Raw genomic sequence first — 20,065 nt, 5'->3', positions numbered from 1 at the left:
AGAATTCAAGGAGCCTGATCCGTGCAGCCACCGACCCGATTCTCCGGCTCACTCTCCGCGCTGTGGAACCGCGGGCCCATCTGGACCGAGAGCAATCGCCCCTCCGCGCGGCTGATCGCCCGGCCGCTGCGCGAGTTCCTCCGCATCGAGGCATCGGGTTCGATCCTGCTGCTCATCGCCGCCGCGGTGGCGCTGCTGTGGGCGAACTCGCCGTGGGCGAGTGCCTATGACGACTTCTGGCACCTGAAGCTGTCGGTGGACGCGGGCAGCTTCCACATCGAGGAGTCGCTGCAGCACTGGGTCAACGACGGCCTGATGGTGATCTTCTTCTTCGTCGTCGGCCTCGAGATCAAGCACGAGTTGGTCCACGGCGACCTGCGTGACCCCAAGACCGCCTCGCTGCCGATCGTCGCGGCGATCGGCGGCATGGTGCTGCCGGCGCTGCTCTACATCGCGATCACCGGCGGCACCGACGCCAGCTCGGGCTGGGGCATCCCGATGGCCACCGACATCGCCTTCGCGGTCGGCGTGCTCGGCCTGCTCGGCCGGCGCATCCCCTCCGCGGCCCGCGTCTTCATGCTCACCTTGGCGATCGTCGACGACATCGGCGCGATCCTGGTGATCGCGGTCTTCTACACCGACGACCTCTCCATGCAGTGGCTCGCCATCGCCGGCGCCCTGCTCGCCCTGATCGTCCTGATGCGGATGATGAAGATCTGGGCCGTCCCGGCGTACGTCGTCGTCGGCGTCGCGCTGTGGTTCGCGGTGCTGGAGTCGGGCGTGCACGCCACGCTGGCCGGTGTCGCGCTGGGCCTGCTCACCCCCGCGACGGCGCTCCTCAACGAGTCGGTGGCCCGTGACTACGCCCAGCAGGCGCTGCGCGACCGCCATCTCAATGCCGACGAGCTGCACCGGCTGCGGTTCCTCCTCGGTGAGTCGGTGCCGATGGTCGAGCGGCTGCAGAACCGGCTGCACCCGCTGTCGTCGTACTTCGTGCTCCCCGTCTTCGCGCTCGCCAACGCCGGCGTGCAGCTCGGTGGCCTCGGCGAGGCGCTGTCCTCGGCCGTGGCGCTCGGCATCGGCGCCGGCCTGGTGATCGGCAAGCCGGTCGGCATCGTGCTGGCCTGCTTCATCGCCATCCGGCTCGGACTCGGCACGCTCCCGCGCCACACCACGTGGGCGCAGGTCGTGGGCCTCGGCTTCGTCGCCGGCATCGGCTTCACCGTGTCGCTGTTCATCGCGGGCCTGTCCTTCGGTTCGGACGACCTGACCGACAATGCCAAGATCGGCATCCTGTTCGCATCGGCCATCGCGGCCGTCGCGGGCACCGTCCTGCTGGCGACGATGTCGCCGCAGCCGCCGGAGCACGAGGAGGACGAGGACGATTCCGATGACCCAGCAGGCAGCACCGACCAGGAGCAGTCCCAGCCGAGCTGAGGACCCGGTACGCCGCGCCGTCGTGCGCGGCGGCGCCGTCGCGGTGGCGATGGTGCTCCTGCTGGTCGCTGCCGTGGTCGTCCTCCACTTCCTGGAGGAGGAACCCGACACCAGCTACGGGCTGACCGAGCTCGAGGAGCACCTCGCCCAGCACCCCGGGGTGCCGATCGAGCTCCCCGAGGCGTTGCCGCCCGCCTACGAGTGGCGTGGTGTGCAGGACTGGACCAAGCGCCGCGGTCGGGTGACCCAGCGCAGCTCGCAGTTCGCGCCGATCGACGCCGGGTCGGCGGCGCCGCTGGTGCAGGTGTGCGTGGAGCGCTCCAGGGCGGCGGGCCAGTGCCCGGTCGACGACGAGGGCATCCAGCGCTCCGACGGCGGGCGTCGCGTCATGATCACGTTCGCCGGCGGTGAGCCGAACGCCGACCAGCTGGAGTTCTGGCAGCGGGTGCCGCTGACCGCCGACCCCGCCGAGGTCGACTGGCTGGAGTGAGGGTCTCGACAGGCTCGACCACCGGGAGTGCGGCTCGACCACCGGGACCGCGGCTCGACCACCGGTCAGCCGTCGAGCACCGGGAACGACGAAGGGGCGCACCCGGGTGGGTGCGCCCCTTCGTGTCTCGTTGGTGCCCGTCAGGGCGTCAGTCGTCCGAGCCGCCCTTCATGCCGGTCTGGATCAGGTCCATGACCGAGCTGTCGGCGAGCGTGGTCACGTCACCCACCTCGCGGTTCTCGGCGACGTCGCGCAGCAGGCGGCGCATGATCTTGCCCGACCGGGTCTTGGGCAGCTCCGGCACCACCATGACCTGGCGCGGCGTGGCGATCGGACCGATCTCCTTGCGCACGTGGCCGCGGAGCTCCTTGACGATGTCGTCACCGCCGTCGCCGGCGGACTCCTTGAGGATCACGAACGCGCACACGGCCTGGCCGGTGTCCTCGTCCTTGGCGCCCACCACGGCCGCCTCGGCGACCTTGGGGTGCGAGACGAGGGCGGACTCGATCTCGGTGGTCGAGAGCCGGTGGCCGGAGACGTTCATGACGTCGTCGACACGACCCAGCACCCAGATGTGGCCGTCCTCGTCCCGCTTCGCGCCGTCACCGGCGAAGTAGTAGCCCTGCTTGGCGAAGCGCGACCAGTAGGTGTCGGCGAACCGCTCGTCGTCACCCCAGATGGTGCGCAGCATCGACGGCCACGGCGAGGTCACCACGAGGTAGCCGCCGCCACCGTTGCCCACCGGCTTGCCGTCCTCGTCGACGACGTCGGCCTCGATGCCGGGGATCGGCGTCATCGCCGAACCGGGCTTGCCGTCGGTCACGCCGGGCAGCGGGCTGATCAGCACCGACCCGGTCTCGGTCTGCCACCAGGTGTCGACGATCGGCGTACGGCCGCCGCCCACGATCTCGCGGTACCAGATGTAGGCATCGGGGTTGATCGGCTCACCGACCGACCCGAGGATGCGCAGGCTCGACAGGTCGTGGGCCTGCGGGATCTCCTCGCCCTGCTTCATGAAGGAGCGGATCGCCGTCGGCGCGGTGTAGAACAGCGTCACGCCGTACTGCTCGACGATCTTCCACCAGCGGCCGCGCTCGGGGCTGTCGGGCGTGCCCTCGTAGACGACCTGCGTCACGCCGTTGGCCATCGGGCCGTAGACGATGTAGCTGTGCCCGGTCACCCAGCCGATGTCGGCGGTGCACCAGTAGACGTCGGTCTCCGGCTTGGCGTCGAAGATCGCGGCGTGGGTGTAGGCGCAGCCGGTCAGGTAGCCACCGGTGGTGTGCAGGATGCCCTTGGGCTTGCCGGTCGTGCCGGAGGTGTACATGACGTAGAGCGGGTGCTCGGAGTCGAACGCCTCGGGGGTGTGGTCGGTCGAGGCGTTGCCGACCGCGTCGTGCCACCACACGTCCACCGACTCGTCCCACTCCACGTCCTGCCCGGTGCGCTGCACGACCAGCACCTTCTCGACCATGTCGGTCTTGGTGCGGGCCTCGTCGACGGCGGGCTTGAGCGAGGACGGCGAGCCGCGACGGTAGCCGCCGTCGGCGGTGATGACGACCTTGGCGCCGCAGTCCTCGATGCGCGAGGCCAGCGCGTCGGCGGAGAACCCGCCGAACACGACCGTGTGCGGGGCGCCGAGCCGTGCGCAGGCGAGCATCGCGACGACGGCCTCGGGGATCATCGGCAGGTAGATCGCCACCCGGTCGCCGGTCTTGACGCCGAGCTCGGTCAGCGCGTTGGCGGCCTGCGACACCTCGTCCTTCATCTGGCTGTAGGTGATGTCACGGGTGTCGCCCTCGGGCTCGCCGACCCAGTGGATGGCGACCTGGTCGCCCTTGCCGTTCTCCACGTGCCGGTCGACGCAGTTGTACGCCGCGTTGAGCTTGCCGCCCACGAACCACTTCGCGTGGGGCTTGCCGCTCCAGTCCAGCACCTGGTCCCATTTGGTGTCCCAGGTCAGGCGCTCGGCCTGCTCGGCCCAGAAGCCCTCACGGTCGGCCGCGGCGGCGTCGTACGCCTCGGCGGTGACGTTGGCGTTGGCGGCGAGGTCGGCCGGCGGTGGGAACCGACGGTCCTCGTGCATCAGGTTCTCGAGGGTCTCGGACTTGTCGCTCACTTCTCACTCCTGGCTCGTCGTGATGGTGGATGTGGTGCTCCGGGGGCGCCGGAGGTGGGTCCGTGGGTGCTGCTCGCGATCGTGTGGCCACGATGCGTAACAGTCCTCACACTAGGGGTCTCGAGGTTGGGCCACCACGGGTTGCATCGGGGTTGCCGTCCCGGCGCCGCCCGGCGGTTCCGGTGGGGGCCCGACATGCCGCTCGTCCCCCGGCGGCCTCCTCGACGACGGGGCCGTCGCGGAGAGGACCGCACGAGGGACGAGCAGCGGATGTCGGCGACTCCCCCGACTAGTCGGTGTCCTCCTTGGTGATGTCCTCGCCGGCGGCGTGCTTGGCCACCAGGTCGGTGTGGCCCGGGTAGCGGACCTCCTCGACCAGCTCCTGCATCGCCAGGGACGGCTTGGGCGTGAACTGCGAGACCACGATCGTGACCGCGAAGTTCACCAGCATTCCGAAGAAGCCGAAGCCGACCGGTGCGATGTCCAGGATCGGGTCGTTGCCCAGGAAGATCGGCGCGGAGGTCGAGGGCAGCGTCCAGATGAAGTAGAGCACCGTGATGCCGATACCGGTGGCCATACCGGCCGCCGCACCGGCTGCGGTGCACTTCTTCCAGAAGATGCCCAGCACGAGCGTCGGGAAGAAGCTCGCCGCGCCGAGTCCGAAGGCCAGGGCCACCACCTCACCGGCGAAGGCGGGCGGGTTGATGCCCAGGTAGCCGGCGAAGACCACCGCGACACCCATCGTGATCCGGGCGACGAGGAGCTGCTGCTTCTCGTCGGCCTTCGGGTTGATCCGCTTGTGGTAGACGTCGTTGGCCACCGAGGACGAGATCACCAGCAGCAGGCCGGACGCCGTCGAGAGCGCCGCAGCCAGACCACCGGCCGCCACCAGGCCCACGATCGGGGCCGGCAGGCCACCGATCTCCGGCGAGGCCAGCACGAGGATGTCGTTGTTGATCACGGCCTCGTTGCCACCGCCACCGAGGAAGTCGATGGCGCCGTTGCCGTTGGCATCGGCCACCGTGCCGCCGTCGGGACCGGTGATCAGCCCGACCTCTTCCCAGGTGTCGAACCACGACTGGTCGGCGAGGGTGCCGGCCTGGGAGGAGCTGAGGATGTTGAACTTCGCGAACGCTGCGACCGTCGGGGCGGTCGTGTAGAGCAGCGCGATGAAGAACAGCGCCCACAGCGCCGAGTAGCGGGCGGCGCGGACGTTCTTGGCGGTGTAGAACCGCACGATCACGTGCGGCAGGCCCGCCGTACCGAACATCAGCGTCGCCGTCAGCAGGAACATGTTGAGCTGGCTGCTGCCGGTCAGTGCAGCGGTGTACTCGGAGAACCCGAGCTCGGCCTGCAGCGCCTCGAGCTCGGCCAGGATCTGGCCGAAACCGATCTGCGGCAGGGGGTTGTCGGTCAGCTTCGCCGAGATCGCCACCGCCGGGATGATGTAGGCGATGATCAGGACCGTGTACTGGCACACCTGGGTCCAGGTGATGCCCTTCATGCCGCCGAGCACGGCGTAGAAGAACACGATCGCCATGCCGATCAGCACACCGATGGTCGTGTCGACCTTCAGGAAGCGACCGAACACCACGCCGACGCCGGCCATCTGGCCGGTGACGTAGGTGATCGAGACGACGATCGCGCAGACCACCGCGATCAGTCGCGCCGTCTCGTTGTAGCGGTCACCGACGAAGTCCGGCACGGTGAACTTGCCGAACTTGCGCAGGTACGGCGCCAGCAGCATCGCCAGCAGCACGTAGCCACCGGTCCAGCCCATCAGGAACGCCGACCCGTTGTAGCCGTTGTAGGCGAGTGCGATGAGGCCCGCCATGGAGATGAACGACGCCGCGCTCATCCAGTCCGCAGCGACCGCGGCACCGTTGGCCGGGGCGGGGATGCCGCCGCCGGCGACGTAGAAGCCCTTGGTGTCCGACACCCGGCTCGCGTAGGCGACGTAGATGTAGACGCCGAAGGTGAGGACGACGAAGACGAGCGTCCATGCTTGGATCTCGGTCACGACCCGCGCACCTCCTCCTCGTACTCCTCGACGCCGTACTTCGCGTCGAGCTTGTCCATGCGCCACACGTAGATGGCGATGAGGGCCAAGAAGACCAGGATCGAGCCCTGTTGCGAGAACCAGAACCCGAGCGGGAAGCCGCCGATCTCGACCCCGTTGAGGGCATCGGCGAAGAAGATCCCGGCCCCGAAGGAGACCAGGGCCCAGATTGTGAGTAGCACCGCCATCAAGGTCAGGTTGTGGCGCCAGTACTCCCGGCGCGCTTGCTCATCCATCGCATCCTCCGTGGGTGTCGGGTGAGCCGGGCAGGCGTCACGCGGACGTCCGCTCGGGTGAGACGAGATGAGCGAAACAAGGTGGCGCACGTCACGGCAAGGGGTGGGAGTGGTGCCGGTCACATCCTGCGCCGAGCGGCGTGGAGCATTCGCCGAATGGCCCGAACGGGTCGCATGACACGCGACATCCGGCCGTATCCGGCCGTTCGTCGCGCGTGACCGACCGTTGGGCGCGCCCCGAGGCGCGTCGGCGTACGACGAACGGCGCGGCGAGCGTGCCGACGGGCTCCCGCGGGGCCGTGATTCCGGTTACGGTCGCTGCATGAGCAGCCCCGCCGCCTCGAGCCGCCGCGTGAACCTCGCCGGGTCCGACCGGACCCGTCCCGCGTGGCACCCCGCCCGCAAGCGACTCATCGGCGCGGTGGTGCTGGTGATGCTGGGCTCCTTCCTGCCGTGGGTTTACCTGGTCGGGATTCCGGTTTCTGGGGCCGGGGGCCCCGGGTTGTGGACCTTCTACACCGGCACCCTCGGTCTCGCTGCTGTGTTGATGCCGTGGCCTCGCGTGGCTGCCGGTCATGCCGCGGTGATGTCGGCGGTGTGTCTTGTCCTGCCCTCGTGGCAGATCGGACACGTGTTGCAGTACGGCTTCGGCGGCTGGATGCCGGGACCGGGCCTGGTGATGGTGTTCTTCGGGGGGGTCGTTGCATTGCAATGTGCGTGGCGGCTGTTTCGGGGATCCGATTCTGAGTGAATCGTTCATTGACACCCACCTGCTCTGCCCTTAGTGTTTGTCCGCGATCGTGGTTGCCGACCCCGTGCGTTTCTTGGAGTCCGTGAGGCTGCGATTCTCAAATGCGCACTCGGGGAAGGAACTCGCATGGGGTCGGTACGGTTTGGAACGCGTATCGGGATTGCCGGGATCGCTGTTGCAGTTTCTGCACATGCTGCGCCGGCCATGGCTGAGCAGGACGCAGCGCGCCCGGCGGGTGATCCGTCGATCAAATCTGCCGTGGCGGCAACGTTCTCTCAAGCCCAAGTCGCGCGTGCACTGCGTCCGGCTGAGGCCGGCGTGAGCGGCTTGGAGCGAGCCGCGGTGGAACGCGAGATCGGTTATCAAGCCTTGACCCACGCCAAGCACGTGGGCCGGCGCGACCTCAGAGTCGGAACCGTCACTGATGGTGATCTGCAGGCGGTGGTGGTCGTACCCGATTCGAACGTCAAGGTGCAGTCCGTAACGGTGGGCGCTGGCGGAAGCTCTGGGCTGGGCGAGAAGTCGCCAAGGGAGATCGTCGCCTCCGTCGAGATGGCTGATGACCCCGCGAGGGTCCCGGCGTCGCAGTCCGGCCCCGGGATGGGATCGTGGCCACGTTGGGACAACAGTTTTCACTCCAGTGTGCGACTGCGGGTCTATTTCCGTGGCAACTACCTGGGCGACGGTGTATTTCAGACGTACCGCCGCAAGATGAAGGGCGAAACGAAACCCGTCGACTATTGGCAGATCTCGCGCCACGCAGTCGGTCGACCTCGAACGAGCGATGGATGGGGGTCGCCTCGGATCAAGAAATTGTGGGTTTCTCAGAACCTGACCGACGGCGCCCATAAATGGGCTCGTGAGTGGCTGTGGAAGCGCACCAAGCCCAAACAAGGTTGGAGTTCGTGCCGCGACGGTGTCGGTATTTCCGTCGGGCCTTTCACTTTCACTCCACGCGAGTGCAGTGAGTACGACGTGTGGACCGGACGCATCGGACACCAGCGAATTTCCTTCGATCAGGGCCGCCTCGTGCGGAAAGGGCAATATCACGCTGCCTACGTGTCGGGCTTCACGATGAGGGACGGGCACTTCCCGAACATGACCTGGTACGAATTCGTGACGATTCAAGAAGGCTACGACCAGAACTATTTCATCTGGAAGTGCAGGTCGAAGGAGCGAGGGCCCCAGAACAAGACCGCAACCAGGGATTGCCGATTCACCCGCGACGAGTGGGGTGGGCAGGTATCTAAGTGGGCCAGCTGATCGTAACGCAGCGGTGAGAATTTTCGCGGCGAACGGCCAACGCGCAGGGTCTCTTGGACTTGTGACGGAGGAGCTCTGATGCGGCGGTGGCCGCGCCGTGTAGCGCGGGTCGGGACCATCGCGATGGTGGTGTTGGCCGGGCCTGCGCTGTGGGCAGGCACTCAGGTCTTGGATGCTGACCGTCCGGCGCAGACTGAGCCCGCAACGGGCGGGCCGGCGTTCGGCGTTGCTCCCGAACGTTCGGTGTCCCAGTGGTGCGAGTCGCGTGTCGAGTCGGTGACGTGTTTGGCGAGCGAGCAAGGCGCGCAGGCGGTTGTCATTCACCCCCAGCGGAACTCTCGAGGCCTTGTCGTGTGGGATCCAGGTGGTCCGGGCCTTGGCCTACCGGATGCAGACGTGCCGCTCGACCTGATTGTGCCCGCGGCGATTCAAGATTTCGACGTATTGCTGATGGTTGAGCCCTGGGTGTATCGACCCCCGAGCACGCCGTGTCGCCGTGTCGCCTTCGACGGGAACCCGCGCGATGCGTGTGCGCTCGAACTCTTGGCCACCCGTGAGGAGGCGGTGACGTCGGCGATCCGGCTCGCCGAGGCTCAGCTCGACACGGATCTGGTAGGGGCATACCTACAGTCATTTGGCGCCACTCGTATGCAGGGTCTGCTCATGCCCGGCGGTGCAGTGCAGCCCGACTGGGCGGTGGTGCAATCACCCGCTCCGCCCAGGGGGACCTCGGCGCTTTCCCTGCTCAGGCAACGATCCGATGCGACTGTGGGAACACTCACGCGAGGGTGCGCGACGCCAGCGTGCAGGACGGATCGAGAGCGGGTACTGGATCGATGGACTCGCAACGGCATCGGAACCGAGGCCACCGGTCGGGAGATTGCACTCGGCGTGATTGCTCTGTCCACCTTGCCGAGCGACAACCGACAGGTACTCGACGAGGTTGGTGCGGCCTTGGATAGCGGGCAGATCTCGAGGTCGCTGGCGGGCCGGCTGCGACGTCTTGGACGCACCTACGAGCTGCGAGGCGCGAACGAGGTGAACCCGTCGCTCGTCGCAATCTGGGCTGATACGTGCCCCTGGTACACGAGTTGGCGCAAGGTCGCCGATCAGCGGGAGCCGCTCATGCGGGCATTCGCATGGGTGTTCCGCGGGTGCTCGGACGGACGTGCTCCCCTGCGGGGAGATGCGCGAATCACCATGCCGATGCTGGTCTTGAACAGCACCGACGATGCTGTGGCGCCGTCAGAGCTCCAGCAACGCTGGCTTGACCTCGCGACTCGCGCCGTTGAGATTGAGGGGCGGGGACACTTGTGGCGAGATCCCCAACGAGCAGCCCAAGTTGCACGATGGGTTGCCGACCAAGGCCCCGGCGAGGAGAGCCCGTAGGCGGGTCCGGAACGATTCCGGCATGCCCCGGCGGACAACGGACTGATCCGTCGCAGTGAAGTCGTGAGGACAAGTTGACCTCGGGGCCACGCGCACCGACCCCGGGGCGAAACGACCGGCTCCCACGATCGGACCATCCGATCCGTTCGAGGAGCCCCGATGACGACCACGACCACCCCGACCACCGAGTCCGCCGGGTCCACCGCGACCGCCGGCCCCGGAGCCGTGCCGCCCGGCGGCACCTGGCTCACGGACTGGCGTCCGGAGGACGAGGATTTCTGGCAGCGGACGGGGCGCCGCGTCGCCCGGCGCAACCTGGTCTGGTCGATCTTCGCCGAGCACGTCGGGTTCTCGATCTGGCTGTTCTGGTCGATCAGCGCGGCGCTGCTGGCCAGCGCCGGGTTCGACTTCAGCGCCGAGCAGCTCTTCTACCTCGTCGCGGTGCCCAACGCGGTGGGTGCCTTCATGCGACTGCCCTACACCTTCGCCGTCCCCGTGTTCGGGGGCCGCAACTGGACCGTGATCAGTGCGCTGCTGCTGCTCGTGCCGACCGTCCTGTACGCGGTCGCGGTGCAGAACCCGGACACGCCGTACTGGGCGTTCGTGGTGATCGCTGCCACCGCCGGCGTCGGTGGCGGGAACTTCTCCTCCTCGATGGCCAACATCAACGCCTTCTACCCAGCGCGCGCCAAGGGTCTCGCGCTCGGCATCAACGCCGCGGGCGGCAACATCGGCGCGGCCGTCATCCAGCTCGGACTACCGGTCATCGTCGGCGCGGGTGGCCTCTTCGGCATGGTGCGGGCAAGCGAGGGCGGCGTCCACCTCGAGACGGTCGCCTACCTCTACGCCCTGCTGGCCCTGGTCGGCGCCGCCGGTGCCCACTTCTTCATGAACAACCTCGCCGGTGCCCGGTCCACGGTGCGCCAGACCGCGGCCGTCGTACGCCAGCACCACACGCTGGTCATGTCGGTCCTCTACATCGGCACCTTCGGCTCCTTCATCGGCTACGCCTCGGCCATGCCCCTGGTGATCAAGCTGAACTTCTCCGTGGTCGACGACGGCGTCCTCACCGGCATCAACTTCGCCTGGTTCGCCTTCCTCGGCGCCACGGTCGGCTCGCTGATCCGGCCGCTCGGCGGCTGGCTCGCCGACCGGTACGGCGGCGCCCGGGTCAGCTTCTGCAACTTCCTGCTGCAGGCTGCCGGCACCCTGGGCATCCTCTGGTCGCTCTCCCGCCTGACGCCCAACCCGACCGCCGACCCGCAGGTCGCGATCGACAACGAGCAGTACTTCCCCGTCTTCCTGGCCATGTTCCTGCTGGTTTTCGCCTTCACCGGGATCGGCAACGGCTCGACGTTCAAGATGATCCCCGCCATCTGGCGCGCCGGCGCCACCGCCCGCACCGCGCCGGGGACCCCGGAGCGGGACGCCGCGGTGGCCCGCGCCACCGTGGAGTCCTCGGCCGTGGTGGGCATCGTCGCCGCGGTCGGGGCCTTCGGCGGCTTCCTGGTGCCGATGATGTTCGCCGCACCCTGGGTCGACGACAAGGTCGCCGCGATCAGCACGGCGTTCTGGATCTTCACCGTCTTCTACGTCGCCTGTGCCGCACTGACCTGGGCGATCTACCTGCGGCCCCGTTCCGCGATCGTCCGGGCGGCCGAGACGCGGATCTGACCGGCGGACGTCGACCTGTGAGGCGGTGAGGAGACCGTGACATCGCGGTCGTCGCCGACGGCCGGAACCGGAAATGCGGACCACGGAGCATGAGGACATGACCAGCGACGACACCGGTGCGACGACGACGCACTGCCCCTACTGCAGCCTGCAGTGCGGGATGAAGGTCGCGCCCGGCCGTCGCGGCGCGATCACGGTGCAGTCGTGGGAGGAGTTCCCCGTCAACGCCGGCGCACTGTGCCGCAAGGGCTGGACCGCCGGCGGCCTCGACCGGCGCGAGCGGCTCACCCAGCCCCTGGTCCGCGACCGACGGACCGGGGCCCTGCGCGCCGCCGACTGGGACGAGGCCCTCGACCTCGTCGCCGGGCGGATCCGCGCCCTGCAGGCGGCCCACGGGGCCGACGCCGTGGCGGTCTTCGGTGGTGGCGGCCTCACCAACGAGAAGGCCTACCAGCTCGGCAAGTTCGCCCGCGTCGCCCTGGGCACCTCCCAGATCGACTACAACGGCCGGTGGTGCATGAGCTCGGCGGCCAGCGCGAGCAACCAGGCGTTCGGCATCGACCGTGGCCTGCCGTTCCCCCTCGTCGACATCGAGCAGGCCGACACGGTCGTCCTCGTCGGCTCCAACCTCGCCGAGACCATGCCGCCGGCCGCCCGGCACCTCGACCGGCTCCGCGAGGCGGGGGGCCGGCTGGTCGTCGTCGACCCGCGCCGGACGCCGACCGCCGAACGGGCCGACCTCCACCTCCAACCCGTGCCCGGCACCGACCTCGCGCTCGCGCTCGGCGTGCTCCACCTGCTCGACGCGCGCGGGCTCGTCGACGAGGAGTACGTCGCGCGGCGTACCACCGGGTGGGAGGACGTACGCCGGTCGGCGACCTCGTGGTGGCCCGAGCGCGTCGAGCGCGTCACCGGCATCCACACCGCCGAGCTCGACGCCCTGGTCGACGTGCTCGCCGCGGACCGCGTGGTGGTGCTGACCGCGCGAGGCGCGGAGCAGCACGCCCAGGGCACCGCCACCGTGCTCGGCTGGATCAACGTCGCGCTCGCACTCGGCATGCCCGGCACCGAGCACGCCGGCTACGGCTGCCTCACCGGCCAGGGCAACGGGCAGGGCGGCCGCGAGCACGGCCAGAAGGCCGACCAGCTGCCCGGCTACCGGATGATCGACGACCCCGACGCCCGCGCCCACGTCGCCCGGGTGTGGGGCGTCGCGCCGGAGACGCTGCCCGGCAGGGGACGGTCGGCGTACGAGCTGTTGGACGCGCTCGGGCAGGACGACGGACCCCGTGCCCTGCTGGTCTTCGGCTCCAACATCGTGGTCTCCGCACCGCGGGCCGGCCACGTCACCGGCCGGCTCGAGGCCCTGGACCTGCTCGTGGTGTGCGACCTGGTAATGAGCGAGACGGCGGCGCTCGCGGACGTCGTCCTCCCGGTCACCCAGTGGGCCGAGGAGACCGGCACCATGACCAACCTCGAGGGCCGGGTCGTGCTGCGCCAGCAGGCGACCGCGCCGCCGGCGGGCGTCCGCAGCGACCTGGAGGTGGTCGCCGCGCTGGCCGAGCGGCTGGACGCGCCGGTCGCGTTCGGCACCGAGCCCGAGGAGGTCTTCGCCGAGCTCGGTCGGGCCTCAGCCGGCGGGCGGGCCGACTACTCCGGCATCGACTATGACGCCATCCGCGAGCGCGGCGGGGTCTTCTGGCCCTGCCCCGAGGGCAGCGAGGGCACGCCGCGGATGTTCGCCGAGCGGTTCCCCACCGCGACCGGCCGCGCGCGCTTCCTCCCCGTCGAGCACGGCGGTCCGGCCGAGCCGACCGACGCGACGTACCCGCTGCACCTCACGACCGGGCGGGTGTTGGCGCAGTACCAGTCCGGCGCCCAGACGCGCCGCGTGCGGGACCTGCCCGACACCGGCCCGTTCGTCGAGGTCCACCCGCTGCTCGCGCGCCGGCTGTCGGTCCGCGACGGCGACGACGTACGGATCGCGACCCGGCGGGGGGAGCTGGTCGCGCCCGCGCGCGTGGTCACCACCATCCGCCCCGACACGGCGTTCGTCCCGTTCCACTGGATCGGCGCCAATCGGCTGACCAACGACGCCCTCGACCCCTCCTCGCGGATGCCGGAGTTCAAGGTGTGCGCCGCGAGCGTCGAGGCCGCCGAGGGGGTCGCGCCATGACCCGCCACGTCGTCGTCATCGGCGCCGGGATGGCAGCCGTCCGACTGGTCGAGGAGCTGCGCGCCCGCGGGTCCCGGGACCCGATCACGCTCATCGGCGCCGAGGAGCACGCGCCGTACAACCGCATCCTGCTCTCGGCCGTGCTGGAGGGGACGCACCGTGCCGAGGCGCTGGCGCTGCGGCCCGAGGAGTGGTACGCCGAGCACGACGTCGACCTGCGGCGCGGCACCCGCGTGGTGCGGATCGACTGCGACCGCCGCGCCGTGGAGCTGGCCGACGGCTCCGAGGTCGCCTACGACGCGCTGGTGCTGGCCACGGGCGCCATCCCGACCCTCCCGCCGATCCGCGGGCTGGTCGACGCCGACGGGGGGCTGCACCCGGCGGTGCACGCCTTCCGCTCCCTCGACGACTGCCACCGGCTCGACGCCGCGGTCACCGAGAGGTTGAGTGCTCACTTCTTCCCGGTCGAGTCAGCAGTTGTTCCCGCCGGGCGGGGGGATGTGCCGACTCGACCGACGACAAGTGAGCACTCGACCGACGACAAGTGCCGACTCAACCCGCGCGCGGTCGTCGTCGGCGGCGGACTGCTGGGGCTGCAGGTCGCCCGGGCGCTCGCGGTCCGGGGGCTCGCGGTGGAGGTCGTCGAGGGCGGGGAGCACCTGCTGCGCAGCCAGGTCGGCCCCGACGCCGGCCGGGTGCTCGCCCGCAGCCTCGCCCGGCTCGGGACCGAGGTCTACACCGGGGCCCGCGTCGTACGGCTCCACGACCACGGCGAGGCGTCGGCCCGGCGCATCGGTGCCGAGCTCGACAACGGCCACACCCTCGACGCGGACCTGGTGGTGCTCACCGCCGGCGGTCGGCCCGCGACCGGGCTCGCCCGCGCCGCCGGGCTGGCAGTCGGCCGCGGCGTCGTCGTCGACGACCGCCTCACCAGCGTCAGCGACGACCACGTCCACGCGATCGGCGACTGCGCCGAGCACGCCGGGCACGTCCACGGCTTCGTGCCGCCCGCCTGGGAGCAGGCCACGGTCCTCGCCGACGTCCTCACCGGCGACCCGACGACGTACGACGGCTCGCGGATCGTGGCCCGGCTGCGCGCCACCGACCTCGACGTCGCCGTCCTCGGCGACCCCGAGCGCGAGGCACGCGCCGGCGGCGAGGTCGTGGAGGTCTCCAACCCCTTCCGCGGGTCCCACCGACGTCTCGTCGTCCGGGACGGCCGCATCGTGGCCGGCACGCTCGTCGGCGACCTGCGCCACGTCGGCCTCATCACCCAGCACTACGACCGCCGCACCGTGCTCGCCCCCGACGAGCCCGGCGACCTCCTGCTCCCACCGCCGCCCCCGACGGACGCCGCCCCCCTCGTGGACCTCCCCGACGACGCGGAGGTCTGCACCTGCGCCGGCGTGAGCGCCGGCGCCGTCCGGGCCTGCTCGGACGTCGAGCAGGCCCGGACCACCACCCGTGCGACCACCGGCTGCGGCGGGTGCACGGCCACCGTCCGCCAGCTCCTGGCCCAGCGCTGATCCCCACCGAGAGGAACCCCATGAGTCACCGCAAGCACCTGGTCGTGGTCGGCCACGGCATGGTCGGCCACCGGTTCGTGCAGGCAGCCATCGAGCGCGGCCTGACCGACACCCACGACATCACCGTCCTCGGCGAGGAGCCCCGCGCGGCCTACGACCGGGTCGGGCTGACGTCGTACTTCGAGGTGGGCGCGGAGGCGCTCTCCCTGCTCCCCGGTGGCGCGTACGACGACCCCCGGGTGACGCTGCGCCTCGGCACCGAGGTCGTCGCGATCTCCCCGCGGCAGCGGATCGTCACCCTCGCCAGCGGTGACGACGTCCCCTACGACGAGCTCGTCCTCGCCACCGGCGCCGCGCCGTTCGTCCCGCCGGTGCCCGGCCACGACCTCGACAACTGCTTCGTCTACCGCACCATCGAGGACCTCGAGGCCATCCGCGAGGCGTCGAAGCGGGCGCGCGTCGGCGCCGTGATCGGCGGTGGCCTGCTCGGGCTGGAGGCCGCGAACGCGTTGCTCCAGCTCGACGTCGAGACCCACGTCGTCGAGCTCGCGCCGCGGCTGATGGCGGTCCAGGTCGACGACGTCGGCGGCCGCACGCTCAGCCGGCACATCGACCAGCTCGGCCTCACCGTGCACACCGGTGCCATGACCGAGGCCGTCCTGGGACGGGGACGCGTGGAGCGCCTCGCGCTCAAGGACCGCAACCCGCTCGAGGTCGACCTCGTGGTGTTCTCCGCCGGCATCCGGCCGCGGGACGCACTCGCCCGCGCGGCCGGCCTGGAGGTGGCCGAGCGCGGCGGCGTGCTGGTCGACGAGACGCTGCAGACCTCCCAGCCCCACATCCACGCCATCGGCGAGTGCGCGGCCGTGCAGGGCACGATGTACGGCCTGGTCGCCCCCGGCTACGACATGGCCGAGGTGCTGGTCGACCGGCTGGTCGGCGGGGAGGGCCGCTTCACCGGCGCCGACATGTCGACCAAGCTGAAGCTGCTCGGGGTCGACGTCGCCTCCTTCGGCGACGCCCACGGCGAGACCGAGGGCGCCGTCGACCTGGTCTTCGCCGACGCCGTCGCCGGCGTCTACAAGAAGCTCGTCGTCAGCGAGGACGGCAAGCACCTCCTCGGTGGCGTCCTCGTCGGCGACGCGAGCCAGTACGGCGTCCTGCGCCCGATGGTGGCCGGGGACGGCCGCGACGGCATCGAGCTGCCCGAGAACCCCGAGGAGCTGATCCTGCCCGCCGGCCGCGGCGGCGCCGAGGTCGAGATGCCCGACAGCGCGCAGGTGTGCTCGTGCAACGACGTCACCAAGGGCGAGATCATCGCGGCGGTCGCCGAGGACGCGACCACCCATGACGGGGGACCCTGCACCGACGCGGGCTGCGTGACGGCCTGCACGCGTGCCGGCGCGACCTGCGGCTCCTGCAAGCCGACGGTGAAGAAGCTCGTCGAGGACCACTTCGCCGCCCTGGGGCGCACCGTCGACCGCTCCCTGTGCGAGCACTTCCCGCTCAGCCGGCAGGAGCTCTTCGAGGTCGTCCTGGTGCACGGCCACCGCAGCTTCGACGCCGTCATCGAGGCCCACGGCACCGGCCGGGGCTGCGACGTCTGCAAGCCGACCGTCGCCTCGATCCTGGCCAGCCAGCTCAACCACCATGTCCTCGACCGCGGCAACGACGTCCTGCAGGACACCAACGACGCCTACCTGGCCAACCTGCAGCGCAACGGCACCTACTCGGTCGTGCCGCGGGTGCCCGGCGGTGAGATCACCCCGGACAAGCTGATCGTGATCGGTGAGGTCGCCCAGGAGTTCGGGCTCTACACCAAGATCACCGGAGGTCAGCGCATCGACCTCTTCGGCGCCCGGATGGAGGACCTGCCCGCGATCTGGCGGCGCCTGGTCGACGCCGGCATGGAGTCCGGCCACGCCTACGGCAAGGCGCTGCGCACCGTGAAGTCGTGCGTCGGCTCGACGTGGTGCCGCTACGGCGTACAGGACTCGGTCGGCCTCGCGATCGAGCTCGAGCTGCGCTACCGGGGGCTGCGCTCACCGCACAAGCTCAAGGGCGGGGTGTCGGGCTGTGCCCGCGAGTGCGCCGAGGCCCGGAGCAAGGACTTCGGCATCATCGCCACCGAGAAGGGGTGGAACCTCTACGTCTGCGGCAACGGCGGGGCCACGCCGGCCCACGCCCAGCTGCTCGCCGGGGACCTGGACAAGGACACTCTCATCACCTACCTCGACCGGTTCCTGATGTACTACGTCCGCACCGCCGACCGGCTCGAGCGCACCGCGCGCTGGCGCGACTCCCTCGACGGCGGCCTGGACCGGATCCGGGAGGTCGTCGTCGAGGACGCCCTCGGGCTCGGCTCGGAGCTGGACGCGGCCATGGCCCGGCACGTGGACTCCTACTTCGACGAGTGGCGCGCCACGCTGGCCGATCCCGAGAAGCTGCAGCGCTTCGTGTCGTTCGTGAACGCGCCGGGCACGCCGGACCCCAACATCAGCTTCCGCGACGAGCGTGGGCAGATCGCCCCGGAGGAGTCCGACGGACCCGTGCTGCTGGGCTCCACCATCGCGGTGGGGGAGCCCCGATGACCGGCCCGTCGACGAGCGACGTCACCGCGCGGGCCGATCGGGTGCCGGAGGGCTGGGTGACCGTGTGCCCGTTGGACCGGATCCCGGTCGAGGGGGGCGTCACGGCGCTCGTCGACGGTGCCGCCGTGGCCGTGTTCCGCACCCACGACGACACCGTCCACGCACTGTCGAACTACGACCCATTCGGGAAGGCCTCGGTGCTGTCGCGTGGCATCGTGGGTACCCGCACCGTCGACGGGGAGGAGGTCGCGTTCGTGGCGAGCCCGCTGCTCAAACAGGCCTTCGACCTGCGCACCGGCACCTGCCTGGACGATCCCGAGGTCCGCGTCCCGACCTACGACGTGCAGGTCCAGCGCGGCTCGGAGAGGATGGTCCTCGTGGGACCACGAAGGAGGCAGCAGACGTGACCGACGGGCCGCCGGGGCCGCTGTCCGGATTCCGCATCGGGGTGACCGCGTCGCGCCGTTCGGAGGAGCAGATCTCGCTGCTGGAGCGGCGTGGGGCGCAGGTGATGCACGCACCGGCGCTCTCCGAGCACCCCAACTGGATCGACGAGGACGCGCTGCGCACGGCCACCCGCGGCGTACTCGACCAGCCGATCGACATCTTCCTCGCCACCACCGGCATCGGCATGCGGGCGTGGTTCGAGGCCGCCGAGCGGTGGGGGCTGCTCGAACCGCTGCTGGACAAGCTGGGCACCGCGGAGATCCTGGCCCGCGGCCCCAAGAGCGTGGGCGCGCTGCGCCGCCACGGCCTCCGCGAGCTGTGGGCGCCGGAGTCGGAGGAGTTCGACGACGTCCTCTCCCACCTGCGCGGCCGCGACCTCACCGGCCGGCGGATCGTGGTCCAGGAGCACGGCCAGTCCCTGTCGATGGCGGCCCACGCCCTGCGCCGCCAGGGCGCCGAGGTGACCACGGTCGCCGTCTACCGCGTCCTGCCCGCCGAGGACCCCGAGCCGATGTTCGCCCTGATCGAGCGCATCGTCGCCCGCGACCTCGACGCCGTCACCTTCACCGCGGCGCCCGCCGTCTCGGCACTGATGGAGGCCGCCGTCTCGGCCGGCCACCGCGACGAGGTCATCGCCGCCTTCACCGCCGACGTCGTCGCCTCCTCGGTCGGCCCCGTCACGGCCGCCGCCTTCGAGATGTGGGGCGTGCCCTCGATCTACCCCGGCCGCTCCCGCCTGGCCGCGATGGTCAAGCAGCTCGAGGCCGAGCTCCCCTCACGTGCGGTCGGCACCTCGCTCGGCGTCGCCGGCCACACGCTGCTGCTGCACGGTGACGACGTCCGGCTCGACGGCGCGGAGATCAAGCTCTCCCCGGCGCCGTACGCCGTGCTGCAGGCCCTGCTCGTCAACCCCGGCACCGTGGTCTCCCGTCGCGAGCTGCTCGCGGCACTCCCCTCGGGCACCGCCGGCTCCGAGCACGCCGTCGAGATGGCCGTCGCCCGGCTGCGTGCCGCGCTGGGCACGCGGTGCATCCAGACCGTCGTCAAGCGGGGCTACCGGCTCGCCGTCGACCCCGTCGGGACCGCCTGATGCTGATCACCGTCGCCCACGGCACCCGGCAGGTCGCCGGCAACGAGATCGCCGTCGCGCTGACCGCCGCGGCCGCCGAGCAGCTCGGCGAACCGGCGGTGGCGTCGTACGTCGAGCTCTGCGACCCGCTCTTCGAGGACGTCGTCGCCGGGCTGACCGAGCCCGCCGTGGCCGTGCCGCTGCTGCTCTCGACCGGCTACCACGTGCGGGCCGACCTGCCGCGGATGGCGGCCCGCGCCGGCGCCCCGGTCACCCTGGGCGGCGCCTTCGGCCCCCACGCACTCCTCGCCGCGGCACAGGTCGAGCGACTGCGGGAGGCCGGCGCAGCGCCGGGCACGCCCGTGGTGATGGTCGCGGCCGGCTCGCGCGAGCCCGCCGCGATGGACCACCTCGGCGAGGCGTGCGACCTGCTGGCCGAGGCCTGGGGGAGCGAGGTCCGCCTCGCGACGCTGGGCGGCCTCGGGGAGCGTCCCGACGCCGTCGTGCGCAGCGGTGACGTGGTCTCGCCCTACCTGCTCTCGCCCGGGTTCTTCCTCGACCGGGCCCGCGACGAGGCCCACGCGGCGGGAGCCACCGTGGTCGCCGACGTCCTCGGGGTCCACCCGCTGGTCGTGGACCTGGTCTGCCAGCGCGCGGGGGAGTTGCGTTCGTACGTGTGACCCCGGACCGCTGACGGCCCGGGGTCGCAGAGCCCCTGCGCCACGCACGGCGCGAGGTGTCGGGGTCCGTGGTCGGTGGCGCGCCGCGCGTGTCTCCGGCGATGCTCCCCCGGGCCGTCCCCGGCCCGGGGTCACACGCGCGGCGCCTCCCGGTGTCC

Annotated in this window: 15 protein-coding genes; 12 read left to right on the top strand and 3 right to left on the bottom strand. The window is 70.7% G+C overall.

From position 1 onward, the window contains the following. The first annotated feature begins 21 nt into the window (after window positions 1-21). On the top strand, window positions 22-1,437 hold the full coding sequence (gene nhaA, locus KUV85_RS12530; RefSeq protein WP_219960231.1) for a Na+/H+ antiporter NhaA: 1,416 nt from the start codon (window positions 22-24) through the stop codon (window positions 1,435-1,437). Then, window positions 1,391-1,927: a hypothetical protein gene (locus KUV85_RS12525; protein WP_219960230.1), complete on the top strand. Its 537-nt coding sequence runs from the start codon at window positions 1,391-1,393 to the stop codon at window positions 1,925-1,927. The genes nhaA and KUV85_RS12525 overlap by 47 nt, the downstream gene beginning before the upstream one ends. A 148-nt stretch (window positions 1,928-2,075) precedes the next feature. On the opposite strand, the gene acs is transcribed toward KUV85_RS12525, so the two are convergent. From acs to KUV85_RS12510, 3 genes are all read right to left on the bottom strand, one after another. Then, a complete protein-coding gene (acs, locus tag KUV85_RS12520) occupies window positions 2,076-4,013 on the bottom strand; it encodes an acetate--CoA ligase (protein ID WP_219962901.1) in 1,938 nt (645 codons plus the stop codon). Between the two features lie 322 nt (window positions 4,014-4,335). Then, window positions 4,336-6,066 (bottom strand): sodium:solute symporter family protein, encoded by a 1,731-nt coding sequence (locus KUV85_RS12515; protein ID WP_219960229.1) that lies wholly within the window; start codon window positions 6,064-6,066, stop codon window positions 4,336-4,338. After that, on the bottom strand, window positions 6,063-6,341 hold the full coding sequence (locus KUV85_RS12510; RefSeq protein WP_219960228.1) for a DUF4212 domain-containing protein: 279 nt from the start codon (window positions 6,339-6,341) through the stop codon (window positions 6,063-6,065). Before KUV85_RS12510 ends, KUV85_RS12515 begins: the two co-directional genes overlap by 4 nt. 322 nt (window positions 6,342-6,663) lie before the next feature. Here KUV85_RS12510 and KUV85_RS12505 point away from each other — a divergent pair, with 322 nt between their 5' ends. From KUV85_RS12505 to KUV85_RS12460, 10 genes are all read left to right on the top strand, one after another. After that, complete coding sequence (locus tag KUV85_RS12505; RefSeq protein WP_219960227.1) at window positions 6,664-7,092, top strand: hypothetical protein; 429 nt, start codon at window positions 6,664-6,666, stop codon at window positions 7,090-7,092. 204 nt (window positions 7,093-7,296) lie between these two features. After that, on the top strand, window positions 7,297-8,355 hold the full coding sequence (locus KUV85_RS12500) for a hypothetical protein (protein ID WP_219960226.1): 1,059 nt from the start codon (window positions 7,297-7,299) through the stop codon (window positions 8,353-8,355). Between the two features lie 396 nt (window positions 8,356-8,751). Continuing rightward, the gene (locus KUV85_RS12495) at window positions 8,752-9,744 is read left to right on the top strand and encodes an alpha/beta fold hydrolase (RefSeq protein WP_219960225.1); all 993 of its coding nucleotides are present in this window, start codon (window positions 8,752-8,754) and stop codon (window positions 9,742-9,744) included. 159 nt (window positions 9,745-9,903) lie between these two features. Beyond that, the gene (locus tag KUV85_RS12490; protein WP_219960224.1) at window positions 9,904-11,418 is read left to right on the top strand and encodes an MFS transporter; all 1,515 of its coding nucleotides are present in this window, start codon (window positions 9,904-9,906) and stop codon (window positions 11,416-11,418) included. 97 nt (window positions 11,419-11,515) lie between these two features. Continuing rightward, the gene (locus KUV85_RS12485; RefSeq protein ID WP_219960223.1) at window positions 11,516-13,594 is read left to right on the top strand and encodes a molybdopterin oxidoreductase family protein; all 2,079 of its coding nucleotides are present in this window, start codon (window positions 11,516-11,518) and stop codon (window positions 13,592-13,594) included. Next, window positions 13,591-15,120: an FAD-dependent oxidoreductase gene (locus KUV85_RS12480; protein WP_219960222.1), complete on the top strand. Its 1,530-nt coding sequence runs from the start codon at window positions 13,591-13,593 to the stop codon at window positions 15,118-15,120. The genes KUV85_RS12485 and KUV85_RS12480 overlap by 4 nt, the downstream gene beginning before the upstream one ends. 20 nt (window positions 15,121-15,140) lie before the next feature. Next, window positions 15,141-17,711: a nitrite reductase large subunit NirB gene (gene nirB / locus KUV85_RS12475; RefSeq protein WP_219960221.1), complete on the top strand. Its 2,571-nt coding sequence runs from the start codon at window positions 15,141-15,143 to the stop codon at window positions 17,709-17,711. Further along, window positions 17,708-18,118 carry a nitrite reductase small subunit NirD gene (nirD, locus tag KUV85_RS12470; protein WP_219960220.1) on the top strand — a complete coding sequence of 137 codons (411 nt, stop codon included), beginning with the start codon at window positions 17,708-17,710 and terminating at the stop codon, window positions 18,116-18,118. The genes nirB and nirD overlap by 4 nt, the downstream gene beginning before the upstream one ends. Next, window positions 18,115-19,248, top strand: coding sequence for a uroporphyrinogen-III synthase (locus KUV85_RS12465; protein WP_219960219.1), 1,134 nt, complete (start codon window positions 18,115-18,117; stop codon window positions 19,246-19,248). The genes nirD and KUV85_RS12465 overlap by 4 nt, the downstream gene beginning before the upstream one ends. Continuing rightward, window positions 19,248-19,907 (top strand): sirohydrochlorin chelatase, encoded by a 660-nt coding sequence (locus tag KUV85_RS12460; RefSeq protein ID WP_219960218.1) that lies wholly within the window; start codon window positions 19,248-19,250, stop codon window positions 19,905-19,907. The genes KUV85_RS12465 and KUV85_RS12460 overlap by 1 nt, the downstream gene beginning before the upstream one ends. Window positions 19,908-20,065: the final 158 nt, after the last annotated feature.

Source organism: Nocardioides panacisoli (assembly GCF_019448235.1).
GTDB classification, from domain to species: Bacteria; Actinomycetota; Actinomycetes; order Propionibacteriales; family Nocardioidaceae; genus Nocardioides; species Nocardioides panacisoli_A.
Note: the sequence above shows the minus strand (reverse complement) of the source record. Positions and strands in the feature narration are given on the sequence as shown.

Bases quoted from the DNA above. Each gene is read 5' to 3' on its own strand.
- KUV85_RS12490 (WP_219960224.1), top strand. From the start codon at position 9,904: ATGACGACCACGACCACCCCGACCACCGAGTCCGCCGGGTCCACCGCG.
- acs (WP_219962901.1), bottom strand. From the start codon at position 4,013: ATGCACGAGGACCGTCGGTTCCCACCGCCGGCCGACCTCGCCGCCAAC.
- KUV85_RS12485 (WP_219960223.1), top strand. From the start codon at position 11,516: ATGACCAGCGACGACACCGGTGCGACGACGACGCACTGCCCCTACTGC.
- KUV85_RS12510 (WP_219960228.1), bottom strand. From the start codon at position 6,341: ATGGATGAGCAAGCGCGCCGGGAGTACTGGCGCCACAACCTGACCTTG.
- KUV85_RS12480 (WP_219960222.1), top strand. From the start codon at position 13,591: ATGACCCGCCACGTCGTCGTCATCGGCGCCGGGATGGCAGCCGTCCGA.
- KUV85_RS12500 (WP_219960226.1), top strand. From the start codon at position 7,297: ATGGCTGAGCAGGACGCAGCGCGCCCGGCGGGTGATCCGTCGATCAAA.
- KUV85_RS12505 (WP_219960227.1), top strand. From the start codon at position 6,664: ATGAGCAGCCCCGCCGCCTCGAGCCGCCGCGTGAACCTCGCCGGGTCC.
- KUV85_RS12525 (WP_219960230.1), top strand. From the start codon at position 1,391: ATGACCCAGCAGGCAGCACCGACCAGGAGCAGTCCCAGCCGAGCTGAG.
- KUV85_RS12460 (WP_219960218.1), top strand. From the start codon at position 19,248: ATGCTGATCACCGTCGCCCACGGCACCCGGCAGGTCGCCGGCAACGAG.
- nirB (WP_219960221.1), top strand. From the start codon at position 15,141: ATGAGTCACCGCAAGCACCTGGTCGTGGTCGGCCACGGCATGGTCGGC.
- nirD (WP_219960220.1), top strand. From the start codon at position 17,708: ATGACCGGCCCGTCGACGAGCGACGTCACCGCGCGGGCCGATCGGGTG.